11 protein-coding genes are annotated in these 15,935 nt (G+C 68.6%); 5 read left to right on the top strand and 6 right to left on the bottom strand.

Translation table 11 applies throughout. The features are described 5' to 3' along the window. Positions 1-54: 54 nt before the first annotated feature. Positions 55-3,609: an indolepyruvate ferredoxin oxidoreductase family protein gene (locus ACIBK3_RS29375; protein WP_399370416.1), complete on the bottom strand. Its 3,555-nt coding sequence runs from the start codon at positions 3,607-3,609 to the stop codon at positions 55-57. A gap of 169 nt (positions 3,610-3,778) precedes the next feature. Here ACIBK3_RS29375 and ACIBK3_RS29370 point away from each other — a divergent pair, with 169 nt between their 5' ends. From ACIBK3_RS29370 to ACIBK3_RS29350, 5 genes are all read left to right on the top strand, one after another. After that, entirely contained in the window at positions 3,779-4,282 is a 504-nt protein-coding gene (locus tag ACIBK3_RS29370; RefSeq protein WP_399370415.1) for an Lrp/AsnC family transcriptional regulator, read from the top strand. Positions 4,283-4,644: 362 nt separating this feature from the next. Then, positions 4,645-5,271 carry a flavin reductase family protein gene (locus ACIBK3_RS29365; protein WP_399370414.1) on the top strand — a complete coding sequence of 209 codons (627 nt, stop codon included), beginning with the start codon at positions 4,645-4,647 and terminating at the stop codon, positions 5,269-5,271. Between the two features lie 2 nt (positions 5,272-5,273). Beyond that, on the top strand, positions 5,274-6,422 hold the full coding sequence (locus ACIBK3_RS29360; RefSeq protein ID WP_399370413.1) for an acyl-CoA dehydrogenase family protein: 1,149 nt from the start codon (positions 5,274-5,276) through the stop codon (positions 6,420-6,422). A gap of 36 nt (positions 6,423-6,458) precedes the next feature. Beyond that, entirely contained in the window at positions 6,459-8,558 is a 2,100-nt protein-coding gene (locus ACIBK3_RS29355; protein ID WP_399370412.1) for a 3-hydroxyacyl-CoA dehydrogenase NAD-binding domain-containing protein, read from the top strand. Further along, positions 8,555-9,670, top strand: a complete 1,116-nt coding sequence (locus ACIBK3_RS29350; protein WP_399370411.1) for a CaiB/BaiF CoA transferase family protein — start codon at positions 8,555-8,557, stop codon at positions 9,668-9,670. The genes ACIBK3_RS29355 and ACIBK3_RS29350 overlap by 4 nt, the downstream gene beginning before the upstream one ends. A gap of 3 nt (positions 9,671-9,673) precedes the next feature. On the opposite strand, the gene ACIBK3_RS29345 is transcribed toward ACIBK3_RS29350, so the two are convergent. The 5 genes from ACIBK3_RS29345 to ACIBK3_RS29325 all read right to left on the bottom strand — a co-directional run bounded on the left by ACIBK3_RS29345 (position 9,674) and on the right by ACIBK3_RS29325 (position 15,861). Then, a complete protein-coding gene (locus ACIBK3_RS29345) occupies positions 9,674-10,462 on the bottom strand; it encodes an SDR family oxidoreductase (protein ID WP_399370410.1) in 789 nt (262 codons plus the stop codon). A 2-nt stretch (positions 10,463-10,464) separates the two neighbouring features. Further along, positions 10,465-11,670, bottom strand: coding sequence for a thiolase family protein (locus ACIBK3_RS29340; protein ID WP_399370409.1), 1,206 nt, complete (start codon positions 11,668-11,670; stop codon positions 10,465-10,467). 396 nt (positions 11,671-12,066) lie between these two features. Further along, complete coding sequence (locus ACIBK3_RS29335; RefSeq protein ID WP_399370408.1) at positions 12,067-13,746, bottom strand: long-chain-fatty-acid--CoA ligase; 1,680 nt, start codon at positions 13,744-13,746, stop codon at positions 12,067-12,069. Between the two features lie 3 nt (positions 13,747-13,749). Further along, complete coding sequence (locus ACIBK3_RS29330; RefSeq protein ID WP_399370407.1) at positions 13,750-14,640, bottom strand: alpha/beta hydrolase; 891 nt, start codon at positions 14,638-14,640, stop codon at positions 13,750-13,752. A gap of 36 nt (positions 14,641-14,676) precedes the next feature. Continuing rightward, positions 14,677-15,861 carry an acyl-CoA dehydrogenase family protein gene (locus tag ACIBK3_RS29325; protein WP_399370406.1) on the bottom strand — a complete coding sequence of 395 codons (1,185 nt, stop codon included), beginning with the start codon at positions 15,859-15,861 and terminating at the stop codon, positions 14,677-14,679. Positions 15,862-15,935: the final 74 nt, after the last annotated feature.

Below are 15,935 nucleotides of genomic sequence, written 5' to 3'. Positions count from 1 at the left end.
CGGTCAAGGCCGCCCGGACCGCCCTTCGTACCCCACTCCGGCAGCAGATCTCGCTCACCGCGGCCAGTCCGTGAGCTTGGCGGGCGGGCGTCGTCGGTTCGTCGGGGTGAGCGTGGTGTCGAACTGGTCGAGGAGTTCGCTTTGTCGCTCGTGGTAGCGGGCGACGTTGTCGAGTTTGAGCTGCTCGTAGCCCCGGATCACGTCGGGGAGTTGGGCGAGGGAGACGGCGATGGCGTGGTTGCGGGGCGCTAGGTCGCGGATGAGCCGCCGCAGAAGTTCGGCGTACTCGTCGCGGAGCTGGCGCTCGATGACGCGGACCTGGGCACGACCGAAGGGATCCCAGCGGGTGCCGCGGATTCTGCGCATGCCCCGCAGTACCGCGAAGACCGGCCGGAGCCAGCCTTTGAGCTGGAGCTTCCGGTCCATGCCAAGGGCGCGCAGCATGGGCGGGTGCAGGTGCCAGGCGGCTTTGGCGCCCTGGCCGAACTGATCGGCCAGGGTGGTCTCGACGGCCGGGTCCAGTGTCAGGCGCGCCACCTCGTACTCGTCCTTGTACGCCATCAGCTTGTAGAGGTACCGGCCGGCGACCTCAGCCAGGGCTGTCGAGCCGGGGAGGATCTGGGACTCCTTGTCGCGGACGGCCTCGATCAGGCTGCTGTATCGCTGAGCGTAGCCAGAGTCCTGGTAGGAGGCCAGATCGTTGCTGCGCGTCCGCACGATCCGGTCGAGTTCGGTCTCTCCGGGCAATCTGGCCCAAGGATCGGCCTGAGCGTCCAGGGCGGGTCGCGACCAGGCGAGGGCGCTGCGGAGCGCGACGGGATCGGAGACGTATTGGCGGCCGCGGCGGAATGCCTGCAGGTTCTCCTCCACCGCTACTGCATTGAGTTGGATGGCCTCTTCGATCACAGTGCTGGGCAGGGGCAGTGCGCCCTTTTGGAAGCCCACCCCGAGCAGGAACATGTTGGTGAACTGATCGTCGCCGAAGAGCGTGAGGACCATCGCTCTGGCGTCGAAGAACTCCGGACCGGGCCGGGCCGCGGCGGCGATGGGGGCCACCAGTTCCTCGAGGTCGGGGAATTCGAGGGACGCGTCAGTGACCATCTGGCCGGTGGGGACCTCGGTGGTGTCGACCACCGCGATGGTGCGGTCCGCGGCAGCGGCCGACAGGTTCGCGGGGTCTGCGGCCACCAGCAGGTCGCAGCCGAGGTAGAGGTCGCACTCGCCGCGAGCGAGCTTGTTGGAGTCACCGGGTCCCGTGCGGTGGAAGCGCACATCGGAGACCACGGCACCGCCCTTCTGGGCGAGGCCGGTCTGATCCAGGGAACGAACCGTCCAGCCGGCAAGGAGACCGGCCATGGCCAGCACCTGCGAGACGGTCACCACTCCGGTGCCGCCGATCCCGGTCAGTCGGATGTTGAAGGCGGTGGTGGAAACCACCGGGCGTGGTGCCGGAGGCTCCCCATCCGACAGCGTGGGTCGCTCCGGTTGCTCCTTTGTCGGACGACCTGGAGTGACGGTCATGAAGGCGGGACAGTCGCCCTTGAGGCAACTGTCATCGGCGTTGCACGAGGATTGGTGGATCTGGGTTTTGCGTCCCAACTCGGTGAGCACCGGCTGGACCGAGAGACAGTTGGATTTCCGGCCGCAGTCGCCACAGCCCTCGCAGATCCGCTCGTTGATGAACACGCGTTTTTGGGGCGTCGGAGTCACGCCGCGCCTGCGCTTGCGTCGCTTCTCGGTCGCGCATTCCTGATCGTGTACCAGGACGGTCACGCCTGCGGTGGCTGCCAGCTCTCCCAGCGCATCGTCCATGCGGTCCCGGTGCCAGACGGGGACGTCGCGCGGCAGTGTGCGATGCCGGTGCCGCGTGGGATCCTCGGTGGTGACGATGATGCGGGCGACGCCCTCGGCACGCAGGACGTCGATGATCTGGGGCAGTGACATGCCGCTGACGGGCTGTTGCCCACCGGTCATGGCGACCGCGGAGTTGTAGAGCAGCCGATAGGTGATGTTGACGCCGCTGGCGACCGCCGCACGGATGGCCAGCGAGCCGGAGTGGTCGAAGGTGCCGTCACCGAGGTTCTGCACGAAGTGATCACGGTCCGTGTAGGGGGACATGCCGATCCACTGCAGGCCCTCTCCGCCCATCTGGCACAGCCCGGTGACGGAGCCGACCTGCTTCTGGTCCATGAGCAGGACCAGGGCATGGCAGCCGATGCCGCCGCCGACGAGCGTGTCACCCGCGGACCTGGCAGAAGAGCTGTGCGGGCATCCGGAGCAGAAGTACGGCGCCCGCTTCATCGCGGGCGCAAAGGCCAGCGTCGTCCGGCCCGCCGCGACGGTGGGGTCGCGATCGGGGTCGGCGACCGCGATTCCGTGAGCCGCCAGGCGGCGATGGACTCGCGGGGCGAGGGTATCGACGTCGAGCTCGCCCCAGGAGGGCACCAGGTCGCGGCCGTCGGGATCGGTCTTCCCGGTGATCCTCGGGGCACCGGGGGTCCGGTACAGGATGTCGCGGAAGGCGCTCTCCATGAAGGGCCGTTTCTCCTCCAGCACCAGCACCTCGTCCAAACCGGAGGCGAACTCTTCGACGACCTGGGGCTCCAGCGGCCATGGCATGCCCACCTTCAGCAGGCGCACCGGGGTGGAATCCAGGTCGGCGGGATCCAGACCGACCTTGCGCAGCGCGGCGGTGAGCTCCTGCCAGATGCGGCCGGCTGCGACGATGCCGATGCGGTCGGCCTCCCCGCGGCCCCAGACAGTGTTGAGCTTGTTCAACGCGGCGTACTCGCGGGCGATGCGGAGCCGTGTGGTGAGCTGGTCGCGCTCCAGGGGGCCCAGCGTCGGCTGGAGGAGTCGACCGGTCGGCACGTGGTTCTTGGAACCCTTGGGCAGCAGCGGCAGGTCGCTGCGCTGTCTCGCGGTGAGATCGACGGTGGAGGATCCGTCGGCGACCGCGGTCACGATCTTGAGACCGACCCACAGGCCGCTGGCACGGGACAGCTCGACGGCGTGCAGGCCCAAGTCCAGTACATCCTGACTGTCTCCGGGGTAGAGGAACGGGATCGCGAGGTCGGCGAAGGTGAACTCGGATGAGCACGGCACGCTGGAGGACTTGGCGGCGGGATCATCGCCCACCACGACCAGCGCACCTCCCGCAGGATGAGCGCCCATCAGGTTGCCGTGCCGAATCGCGTCGGAGGCCCGGTCGAGGCCAGGCGCCTTTCCGTACCAAATGCCGAGCACGCCGTCCCGGTTGGCGCCGTCGAAGGTGTTGACCAACTGGCTGCCTTGGATCGCGGTGGCCGCAGCCTCCTCGTTGAGACCAGGCTGGAAGGTGATGTCGTTGGCAGTCAGCAGGTCGCGCCGACGGCCGAGTTCGAGGTCGAGTCCGGCCAGCGGTGAGCCTTCGTAGCCGGAGATGAAGGTCGCGACACGACGACCGGCCGTCTGATCTCGACGGTGCTGGTCGACGGGTAGCCGGGCCAGTGCCTGGACCCCGGTCAACTGGACCCTCCCGGCGGTGAGCGCATACCGGTCGTCCAGCGAGATCCGGCGCGGTCCCGGCGCTGCCGGGGTCGCATCTGGCGATGTCGCGTCTACAGCCACAATGGATCACCTGTTCCCAGATTTCCCGTGCCAATAGCTCCCTAGTTGGCCGCCCAGCCGCGCGTGTTGGCAAGCAAGTGCAAGCATTTGGGGCCAATGGCAAAAGATTCGCGGGAGATTCGGGTGGTGGCTGAGCCGTTGGCTCAGCCTGGGCGAAGAGGGGAAGAGCGTGGCGAACGAAGTTGACCTGCTGGACCTGAGGATCCTCCTGCTGGCTCTGGACGAGCCTCGTGCCGGAGTGCGCGAGTACGGTCGCCAGCTCCAGGTGGCGCGGGGCACCGTCCAAGCGCGGCTGGACAAGCTCAGCCGCCTCGGGATCATCGGCGCCTGGGCGCCGACCATTGATCCAGTCGCCCTCGGACACACCACCAAGGCATACGTCCGACTCGGCCTGGCCCAAGGGGTGCTCGATGAGGTGACCGAGCATCTGAAGACCATCCCGGAGGTCCTGGAGGCGGATTCCACCGCCGGCGACAGCGACATGCTCTGCGTGGTTGTGGCCCGAGGTCCGGAGAACCTCGAAGAGGTAATCCAGCGAATCCTCGCTGTCCCCGGCGTCGAGCGCACGCGCAGTGAAACGGTACTGCGCCAGAGGATCCCCCGCCGTGTCCGACCGCTGCTCGAGGGCATCCGACGCGAGATCCTCGACGACCCGGCGCTGCGGAGACGCTGAGCCGGCCGACACCGATCTGGCCTGTGAGCCAGTCCATCCCGGACTGTATGTACGCACAGCCAGTAGCGGCGGCAACGGCTGCTTGCCTTAGATGGTGCCGACGGCGTCAGCCCAGGCAGCGGGCACGTCGGAGGTATCGGAACTGCTGTCTGCGGCTGTTGAGCCGCCAACCGCAGCGAAGTGGCCGCCAGCACAGCAGGTCCCGGATGCGTGGCGCGGCTCGACCGTGGCCGCGTTATTGCCGCACCCATCGTGAGGGAGATCCGAGGGATGAAGATGAACCAGAAGCTCCCACTCGCGCATGACGTGCTCTTCACGAGGCGGGTCCGATGATACGTGCACCACACGTGACCCCCGACCACATGCGCGTCGTACTCGGCCACTTCTGCTCCGGGGTCACCGTCATCACATCCATCGACGATGGCGGACCCGTCGGATTCACCTGTCAGTCCTTCAGCTCCCTGTCGCTGGATCCGCCGCTGGTGTCGTTCAGTCCGGCCCGCACGTCGACGACGTGGCCGAGGATCCGCTCCGTGGGAACCTTCGCGATCAATGTGCTCGCGGCCCATCAGGATGCGCTCAGTGACGGGTTCGCGCGTTCCGGTGCGGACAAGTTCGCCGGCGTCGCCTGGAAGGTCGGGCTGGTGGGTGCACCGCTCCTCCAGGGCGCTGTTGCCTGGGCCGAGTGCCGACTCTGGGCCGAATACGACGGCGGCGACCACACGATCGTCGCAGCCGAAGTCCTTGGCCTGGAGGCGAATCCTGCCGCTGCACCGCTGGCGTTCTTCCAGGGCCGCTATCACCTGATCAACCCCCCACCTGGAGGACCCACCACCGCCGCCGAAGAGTTCGGCCGTGATGAGCGGAAGACCGGCTCTCCTGCTGAGTGGGACAGAACATCTCGTCGATCCCGATCCCCGCAGCCGGGCGAAGAAGTCGCCTCCGCCGAGTCACAAGGGTCGACCCAGTCACTCAGTAAAGGAAGGTGAGCGTGGAACGTCTGGGGTTCGAGGCAGAGCATGAGGCCTTCCGGGAGAGCGTCCGCCGGTTCGTGACGGAGCACGTTGTGCCGCACCGGGAGGACTGGGAGCGGACAGGGCGGGTGGGCCGTGGACTGTTCCGGGCAGCGGGAGCGGTCGGCATCCTTGGGGTGGCGGCGCCGGAGGAGTACGGCGGGGGCGGCGTGGACGACTTCCGCTACAACGCCATCCTGTCCGAAGAACTTGCCACGGCGGACGTGCTGTCAGCGGGCCTGGGGCTGTCGCTCCAGGCCGATATCGCGCTCCCCTACCTGCTGCACAACTGCACACCGGAGCAGGCGGCGCGCTGGCTTCCCGCAGCCGTCTCGGGGGAGGCCATCCTCGCTCTGGCGATGAGCGAGCCCGGCGCCGGATCCGACGTGGCGGGCATCGCCACTACCGCGGCCAGGCAGGGCGACCACTACGTCGTCAACGGCTCGAAGACGTTCGTCACCAACGCGCTCAACGCCGACCTGATCGTCACCGCGGTCAAGACCGACCTGTCGGCCGGCCGCAAGGGCATCTCCCTGCTGGTCATCGAGACCGGCGCCGCCGGCTTCTCCCGCGGGTCGAAGCTGGCGAAGGTGGGACAGCACGCAGCTGACACGGCGGAGCTGTTCTTCGATGACCTCCGCGTGCCGGTGGCGAACCTGCTGGGCGAGGAGGGCCGGGGCTTCTACGTGATGATGAAGCACCTGGCCCAGGAGAGGCTGGCGGTCACCGTGCAGGCCACGGCCCAGGCCCGGCGCGCGTTCGAGATCTGTGTGGAGTACGCCAAGGGCCGCCACGCGTTCGGCCAGCCGATCGGGTCCTTCCAGCACAACAGGTTCCTGCTCGCCGAGATGAAGACCGAAGTCGAGATCGCGCAGACGTACGTCGACCGGTTGCTGCTCTCGCACGTGCGCGGCGAACTCACCGCCGTCGAGGCCGCGCAGGGCAAGTGGTGGACCACGGAGCTCTGCCAGCGGGTCGTGGATCGCGGGGTGCAACTGCACGGTGGCTACGGCTACATGGCGGAGTACCCGATCGCCCGCGCCTGGATCGACAGCCGCATCCAGACCATCTACGCCGGCACGACCGAGGTGATGAAGGAGATCATCGGTCGTTCGCTAGGCCTGTGACCTTCACAGCACCGCATCGAACAGGAGGGCCGTGACGTGACAACCGAACAGGCGACCATCGTCCGAAACGACCGCGACCGGGTCGCGGTCCTGCTGATGGACTACCCCCGCAGGACGATGAACATCGTCGACGAGCGCCTGCTCGACGATCTGCGGACACACGTCGACCGGATCCTCGCCGACGCGTCCGTCGACGCGATCGTGCTCGGTTCGGCGAAGGCGGCCTTCGGAGCCGGTGCCGACGTGGCCTGGTTGCCGACGCTGGTCGCGCGGCCTGACGCCGAGGAGTTCCTGGCGAAGGTCCATCGGCTCATGCTGGAGCTGGCCGGTTCGCCCAAGCCCGTCGTGGCCGCCGTCGCTGGCAGCGCCCTCGGCGGAGCCCTGGAGCTGGCCCTCGCGACCAGCGCGATCGTCGCCGCCGAGAACGCCCGGCTGGGACTGCCGGAGGTGACCTTGGGCCTGCTGCCCGGCGGGGGCGGCACCCAGTTGCTGCGGCGGTTCGTACGCCTTGACGCCGCTGCCGATCTCCTCACCACCGGGCGGTCTGTCGACGCGCGCCAGGCCGCCGACCTCGGTCTGGTCCAGCAGGTGGCCACGGGCTCCGACCTGATCGCCACGGCGGTCAGCGTCGCCCTGGGACGGGTGGGGGCCCTGGCCGGAGTCGCCCTCCTCCCGGGCGCCGCGAGCGTCCTGGACGCCCAGCGCGACGCGCTCGCGGACAGCCGGGCGGGCCTGACCTCCGCGGCCGCCAAGATCCTCGACGTGCTGGCAGCCGGCATCGCGGACGGGATCGAGGAAGGGCTGGCCCAGGAGCGGCGTGGCTTCCTCGAGCTGGCCCGCAGCCCGTACTCCCGAGCGGCGATCCACATGTTCCTGGTCGAGGCCGACGCCAAGCGCCGCGCCCGCACCGCCGAAGAGCGCGTCGGCGGCGTCGCGGTCGTCGGGGGCGGTCAGATGGGCGCCGGCATCGCCGCCACCGCGGTGACCCGGGGGCTGTCCGCGGTGGTACACGACGTCAGCGAGGACTCCCTCGACCGGGCTCGGGCCTACCTCGACGCGGTGCTCGCCCGCAGCGGCCGGAACGACGACGAGGTCCGCGACCGATGGACTGCGACCGTGGATTGGGAGGGCTTCTCCGATGCCGGAGCGGTCGTCGAGGCGGTCTTCGAGGACCCGGATCTCAAGCAGCGCGTTCTAGCGGACGTCAGCGACCACGTCCCTGACTCGGCGCTCGTCGCCACCAACACGTCGGCCATCTCGATCACGCGGCTGGCCTCCGCAGTCAGCCATCCCGACCGGTTCATCGGCATGCACTTCTTCAGCCCGGTCGAGCGGATGCCGCTGGTCGAGCTGATCGCTCACCGCGACACCGCTCCGGAGACGGCCCTGCGCGCCGCGGCCCTCGGAAGGCAGCTCGGCAAGGTACCGGTAGTGGTGGGGGACGCACCGGGCTTCTTCACCTCACGGGTGTACGCGCGTTGGCTGATGGAGGGGATCCGCCTGCTCCTCGACGGCCTTCCTGCCGAGGAGATCGACGCGGCGGCGCAGTCCGCCGGCTTCCCCGTGGGACCGCTCCGGGCCCACGACGAGGCGACGCTCGAGCTCGTCGTACAGGCGTCCATCGGTCAGGTCGCCGCGAACGTCATGACCGACCGCCTCGACGTACCTGCTCTGCGCGAAGCGCTCGGGAAGCTCGTCGCCGGTGGGGTGCGTGGCCGCCGGTTCGGCAAGGGCTTCTACGTCTACGAGGACGGCAAGCGCAAAGGCCCGAACGACGAGGTGATCGCGATCCTCGGCGTCCCGCCCTCGGAGGTGGCACGGGACACCGCGGCAGAGCGGCTGTTGCTCGCCTTTGCCACCGAGTCCTTCCTGTGCTGGGATGACGGCACCCTGTGTCATCCCGACGACGGCGACCTCGCTGCCGTTCTCGGCATCGGCTTCCCCCGCTCGCTCGGGGGCCCGTTCCACTGGGCGGACGAGCAGGGAGCCGCGGCGATCGTCAAGCGATGCCGCGCGCTCGGGACGTCGGCCTTCCCGCCCGGCGTCGCTCTCGAACGCCTCGCGGCCGAAGGAGGCCGCTTCACGCACGCCCGTCGCCGGATGGCGCCGTTCACCGACGCTGCGGAACAGGCATGACGAGCGACCCGCGATCGGGACCGCTGACAGGCCTTCGTGTGATCGAGCTGGCCGGCATCGGACCGGCCCCGCACGCGGCGCTGGTCCTCGCCGACCTGGGGGCTGACGTCGTACGCGTGGAAGGGCCACGCGGCCGGCAGCTCCAGCTCGCTGACGCCGACCACGTCGACATGGGCCTGCGCGGACGACGTGTCGTGGCGGCTGACCTGAAGTCGGCGGAGGACCTGGAGATGGTGCTGGACCTGGTCGGCCGGGCCGACGTCCTCCTTGAGGGCATGCGCCCGGGAGTGGCCGAACGGCTCTGCATCGGACCGCAAGCCTGCCTGAAGCGCAACTCCCGGCTGGTCTACGCCCGCGTCACGGGCTGGGGCCAGCACGGCCCGCTGGCGACTGCGGTCGGGCACGACATCAACTACGTCGGCCTGTCGGGCGCACTGCACGCGATGGGAGACCCCGGAGCCCCGCCTGCCCTGCCTCTGAACCTCGTGGGCGACTACGGCGGCGGGTCGATGCTGGTGCTGGTGGGCATCCTCGCCGCCCTCTTCGAGCGCTCGCACTCCGGACGCGGGCAGGTGGTCGACGCGGCGATGGTCGACGGAGCAGTGCTGCTGAGTCAGATGCTGCTCGCGCTGCGCGCGATGGGCGGGTGGAGCGACCGGCGCGGCACCAACATCCTCGACGGCTCGGCTCCGTTCTACCGGACGTATGCCTGCGCCGACGGCCGTCACGTCGCGGTGGGAGCGCTCGAGCCGCAGTTCTTCGGGGCACTGGTCGAAGGGCTGGGACTGGCGCCCGAGACGGTGGGCGAACAGCACGACCGGCAGAGCTGGAACAGTATGCGAGAGCTGTTCGCCGAGCGGTTCGCGTCGCAGACCCGTGATGAGTGGGTGGCGTCGTTCTCCGGGCTCGACGCCTGCGTGACCCCCGTCCTGGCGTACGGCGAGGCGGCAAAGCATCCCCATCTCGTCGCCCGGCAGACCTACGTCGAGGTCGGCGGCGTCGTACAGGCCGCTCCCGCACCCCGGTTCTCACGTACGCCGAGTGGACCGCCGTCGTCGCCGCCGGCCGGGACGGTACCGGTAGCCGAGGTGCTCACGGACTGGTCCGCGTAGCGGCTACCGCAGGGTCGACCAGCCGCCGTCCACGGGCAGCACCGCGCCAGTGATCCACGACGCGGCCGGCGATGCCAGGAAGACGGCGGCGCCCGCCATGTCGTCCGCGGAGCCGATACGGCCCAGCGGGACCTCCGCGACGAGCTCGTCCTCAGAGGCGTCGAAGGCGAACCGGGTCAGCTTGGTGCGGACCAGACCCGGGGCCAGGGCGTTGACGGTGATGTGGTCTGAGGCCAGCCGCTTCGCGAGGTGGCGGGTGAGCTGGTGCAGGCCCGCCTTCGAGCTCGAATAGGCATAGGACTCCCACCGCGGCACGTGCATCCCGTCGACCGAGCCCACGTTGACGACCCGCGCCGGCCCCTCCGCGGTGGCGGCCGCCCGGAGGAGGGCGAGGCAGGCCACGGTCAACTGGAAGGGCGCCTTCAGGTTCAGCGCCAGGACCTTGTCCCAGGCCTCGTCCGGATACTCCTCGATGTCGGCGCCCCAGCTCACTCCCGCGTTGTTGACCAGCACGTCGAGCCGTGGCGTGAGAGCGCCCACGGAGGCCGCGAGCCGGCGGCAACCCTCCTGTGTGGACACGTCCGCGGGCAGCGCATGGGCCCGGTCGCCCAGCTCGTCCGCGAGCGCCTCGCAGGCGGCGGGGTCCCGGGCGGAGACGTACACGACAGCGCCCGCGGCGTGGAAGCCTCGCGAGATCATCTCACCGATGCCCTTGCTGCCTCCGGTGACGAGGACGTGGCGACCCGCCACGTCGAAGAGCGAGTGGGCCACGATCGGGTTGACTTCCGCCATGGTCAGCCGAGCCTCTCGATGATGGTGGCGTTGGCCATGCCGCCACCCTCGCATATCGTCTGCAGGCCGTAGCGCCCACCGGTCTGCTCCAGCACATTGAGCAGCGTGGCCGTCAGCTTCACGCCGGAGGCGCCGAGCGGATGCCCGTTGGCGATCGCTCCGCCGTGGACGTTGACCTTTCTCAGGTCGGCTCCGGTCTCCCGCTGCCACGACAGCACCACCGGCGCGAACGCCTCGTTGACCTCGAACGCGTCGATGTCCACGACCGAGAGACCTGCGCGGCGGAGAACCTTCTCGGTTGCCGGGATGACTCCGGTCAGCATGAAGATCGGATCGTCGCCCACCACGGCGAACTCGCGGACGACGGCCCGCGGCATCAGGCCGAGGGACTCCGCCTTGGCCCGCTCCATGAGCAGGACGGCCGCCGCGCCGTCGGAGATCTGCGACGAGCCTCCGGCAGTGACCATCCACTGGATCTCAGGGTGCGCGGCGGCGAGTTCGTCGCTGTAGAAGGCGGGCTTCAGCGCACCGAGGGTCTCGGGGCTGGAGTCCGGCCGGATGCCCTCGTCGGTGGTCATGATCTCCCCGGTCTCGCCCTCGCCACGGTCGACGGGGATCGGCAGGATCTCGCGAGCGAACCGGCCCTCGTCGGTCGCCGCCGCGGCACGCCGATGGGACTCGGCGGAGAACCAGTCGAGGTCGGCTCGGCTCAGGCCCCACTTGGCCGCGATCAACTCCGCCGAGATGCCCTGGTTGAGCAGCCCCCCTCGCTCGCGATAGCGCTCGGTAACCCTGGGTCCGGCCGCGTCCTGTCCCATCGTGGAGGAGAACATCGGCACACGCGACATCACCTCCACGCCTGCCGCGATGGCCACCTCGTAGGCGCCGGCCACGATCCCCTGGGCGGCGAAGTGGAGAGCCTGCTGCGACGACCCGCACTGGCGGTCGACTGACGTCGCCGGCACCGACTCCGGGAACCCGGCGGCGAGCACGCCATGGCGGCCCACGTTGAACGCCTGCTGGCCGGCCTGTGACACGCACCCGGTGATCACGTCATCCACGACCGCCGGATCGATGCCGGTCTTGTCGACCAGACCCGAGAGCACCTGGCCCAGGAGGTCGGCGGGGTGCCAGCCGGAAAGCGCGCCCCCCGGCTTCCCCTTGCCGATCGGTGTCCGCAGGGCCTCGACGATGACTGCTTCACGCATAACTGCTCCCTACTCCTTACCTTGACTGTGAAACGCTGCGAACCGGGCCATCAGCAGACCCGCGATGGTCTCCCTCACGGCTTCCCGCGGACCCCTCTCACGGGCGAAGCACCGGTGGGACCAGACCGAGGCGCCCAGCAGCGTGGACGACGCCACGAACGGATCGACGTCGCGGAACTCCCCCTCGTGACGCCCTCGGCACAGACGTCGCGCACCAGCAGGGTGTACTGGCGCTCCCGCCTGCGGACATCCCACTCGCGTTGCGGCGACGGCATGCCGCGCGAGTTGTAGAACGCGGTGTTCGCCTCGATGTTCTCAACGAGGATGAGCCTGTGTGCTCGACCAGCATGTCGCGGAGCCGGTCCGTGACAGAGCCTCCTCCGGCGGCCGGCAGGTTCAGCGTATGAGTTCTGGGGGCTGCCGGCCTGCGCGAGTTGTGAGGTCGTCGCGGATGGCGCGCTTGTCGATCTTTCCAACGCTGGTGCGGGGGATTGACTCGACGATGTGGATTTGATCAGGCATCTGCCATGGGGCGAAGAGCCCGTCGAGGGTGGTGAGGATCTCCTCCCGGCCGGCCGAGGTTCCCGGCGCCAGCACGACCAGGGCCACCGGACGCTCCTGCCAGCGGTCGTCGGCGACTCCGACCACGGCAGCCTCCAGCACATTCGGATGGGCGGTGAGCGCGTTCTCCATATCGATTGAGGAGATCCACTCACCTCCACTCTTGATCACGTCCTTCAGACGATCGGTGAGCTTCAGATAGCCGGTGGGCAGGATCTTGCCGACGTCGCCGGTTCGCCAGTACCCGTCGGTGAAGGAGGTGTTGGTGCCCTCGGGCTTGAAGTAGCTCGTGGCCACGCCCGGACCCTTCACGAGGATCTCGCCGATGGCGTGTCCGTCGTGCGGCAAATCGCGGCCTTGGTCGTCGACGATGCGGATCTCCATTCCCGGCAGCGGAAGTCCCTGACACCGCTTGAGATCCCACTTCTCCGCCTCGGTCAGTGACTCCTCCAGAGCCGGCTTCATGCGGTTCAAGGCGATGAGAGCCGTGGTCTCCGTGGCACCATAGCCGTGGATGATCTCGGCACCGGTCTGCTCGTACATGCCCTGCATCAACGACAGCGGCGGCTCGGCCGCGCCGCACAGCATCCGCACGTTCCTGAGGTCAGCCGGGGTCTCGCGGGTGCGGATCTGATCGAGTATCGGCTGATAGATCGCGGGCGCCCCGTTGATGACCGTGGCGTCCTCGGTGAGGATCGCGTCCAGAAGCACGGACGTGTCGGCGGCTGTGTAGCGGCCGGGCAGGACTACCTTGGCTCCCGCATAGACCGCTGCCTGCGGTAGACCCCAACTCAGCGCGTGGAACATGGGGGCGACCAGCATGACGCAGTCGCGGTTGCTCATCTCCAGCAACGCCGCCAGCGTCATCGCGTGCAGGTAGACCGAGCGATGGGAGTAGTAGACGCCTTTGGGCCGGCCCGTCGTGCCGGTGGTGTAGCAGGCGGTGTAGGCAGACCGCTCCGACATCATGGGCCACTGCCCGGTCTGCCCCACGTTGCGCATGAGATCTTCGAAGAAGACGACGTCAGGCAGGGTGGTCTCCACCTGGTTCGAGGGCCGATCGGTCATCACCACCCAGCGACGCACACCCGGGGTCATCTCGGCGATCGATTCGGCGACCGGCAGGAGGGACTCCTCGACCAGCACGACTGATGCGCCGCTGTGAGCGGTGACGTAGGCCAGGTCCTTCGGTGCGAGCCGAAGATTAATCTGCAACAGGACCGCACCGGTCGCCGGGATGGCCCAGTAGAGCTCGAAGTGCCGTTTGCTGTTCCAGTCCAGAACGCCGACCACATCGCCGGGCCTGATCCCGAGGCCGGCCAGCACCGAGGCAGCTCTCGAGGCGCGTACGCCGTACTCACGGAAGGTGTACCGGCCCCAGGCCCCGTCGGCTGTCCGATACACGATCTGCTGTTCAGGGTGTGTGCGCACCATATGGCGGAACAGCGTGGTGACGTTGAGCGGGAAGTCGTCGCCGCTGGTCGCGGGGTGACCCTCGAGAGGATGGGTGTTCATCGCTCACCGGATCCGCTCGCGCAGGAAGCCGGCGGCCTGCTCGAGCGCGTCCCGGCCCTCACTGAGCATGTCGGCGTAGAGGTGCCACACATGCGGCATCCGCGGCCAGACCTGGAGCCGTACGGCAACGTCGGCGGCAGCCAGGCGACCAGCGATGCGGTGAGCGTCGTCGAGCAGGACCTCGTGCGAGCTGACCTGGATCATCACCGGCGGCAGTCCGGCTAGGTCGCCCAGGAGAGGCGACGCCCTCGGATCGGTCCGGTCTTTCTCGGCGATGTACCCGCCCATCATCCGCGTCAGCTCATGGCGGCTCACGAGGGGATCCAGCTCCGCTTTGGTCAGCATCGAGTCGCCCTCCAGCATCATGTCGACCCAGGGGGCGATGCAGAGTGCTGCGCCGGGCACCGGAAGGCCGGCGTCGCGCAGAGTGATCATGAGCGCGATGGCCAGCCCGCCGCCGGCGGAGTCGCCGCCGACCGCGATCCGTTGCGGTGCAAAGCCTTGGTCGAGCAGGTGGCGGTATCCGGCGACAGCGTCTTCGACCGGGCTGGGGAACTTGTGCTCGGGGGCGAGCCGATAGTCGAGCGCCAGCGTCCGGACGCCGGCAAGAGATCCGAGGTTGGTCACCAGGCCGCGGTGGGAGGCAACCGATCCGAAGGTGTAGCCGCCACCATGGAGGTAGAGCAGAGTACTGGTGGGATCGGCGTGAGGCGTGGAGGACCATTCGGCCCGCAGAGCGCCGATCGTCACCTCCTCGAGGACCACCTCCTCCGGAGGCTTGGTCGTGGCACTGGCCTGGTCGAACATCGCGCGCAGCTCGGGGATCGACATCGAACCCGGGGCGGGGATCGATCGGAGCAGGTCGAAGACGACCTGTCGTTCCTGTACGGTCATGTGTTCCTCCAGCGTGGTGGTCGGGGTGAACAGCTGCTAGATAGGAGCCTGAGGCGGTAGGCCGAGCAGGACCTCTCCGTAGGTTTCCGATGCTCGTTCCACGTCCAGCGTGGCGTGGGCCCGCATCATGTTGATGTCTCGGAAGTGGCGCTGCAGGGGAGAGCTGTTGCGGTAGGCGTTGGCCCCGGCCGCGGCGACCAGCTGGTTGATGCCGGCGCCGCAGAAGTCGGTGATCATCGCTCCCTGAGCCTTCAGTCGCCCACGGGTCGCCGGGTCGCGGAGCACCTCCATCTCGGTCCCGCCCAGCGCCTTGAGGTAGCTGTCCAACATCGAGGCGGCGAGCGCCGCGCCGGCCTCGGCTTTCCCGAGAGTGATGCGGGTGCTCTGCTTGCTGTCAGCGCGAGCGCCGGTGTCGCTGAGAAAGCGGCTCTTGGTCACGCGTTTGAACTCCGTGGCGGCGGCCTGGTAGGTCCCCACCGCCACGGGAAGGATCTCGCCCACGATGAACGGCATCACCGGAAGGGCGTAGAGGGAATTGCCGTGCAGCGCCGCACCCGGCGTGGTGCCGTTCAGGACGTCGACGGCCTCGACCGTGTGGTGTTCGGGGATGAACACATCCTCCATCGCCACGTCGTTGCTCGAGGTGCCCCGCAGCCCCGCGACCTCCCAGGTCTCGATGAGCGTCACCTCGGCCCTGGGCACCAGGAAGAAGCGCAAGCTCGGCGCCTCACCGTCCACCTGGACCAGGCCACCGTTCATGAACCAGTCCGCACCCGCGCTCCCGGAGTTCCACGAACTGCGGCCACTGGCCAGGTAGCCGCCCCGCGTCGGCGTCAGGGTGAAGGAGGGGGCGAAGGTGCCGGGGGTCAACGCGTAGGACCGCTCTGCGAACACCTCCTCCTGTGACCGTTCCGGGAAGAGCGCATGCAGCCAGTTGTGCCCGATATAGAAGGCGAGCACCCATGCGGTCGAGGTGCAGCTTGGTGCGATGGTGCGCACCACCCGAGCCATGGTGTCGACGTCGAGCTCATAGCCTCCGTAGCGCCGGGGCACAAGGATCTTCATGAAGCCGGCCTCGCAGAAGGCCTCGAGGACGCTCGGCGACATGAAACCGCGCCGCTCGGTGTCCGCTGCCTCGCTTGCCACGAGCTCGGTCAGTGATTCTGCCCGTTGGATGAGCTCAGTCTTGAGTTCGCTATCCGTGCCGGTCTTGAGTTCCATGCGGTCTTCTCGTCTCTCTCGCTGGGTTTCGGGGCTGGGTCGTCGACGTCGCGGCACGATGCCGGGACGGCTTC

The organism is Streptomyces sp. NPDC050287, assembly GCF_044459385.1.
GTDB lineage: Bacteria > Actinomycetota > Actinomycetes > Streptomycetales > Streptomycetaceae > Streptomyces.
This window is presented reverse-complemented; position numbering and strand designations above follow the sequence as displayed.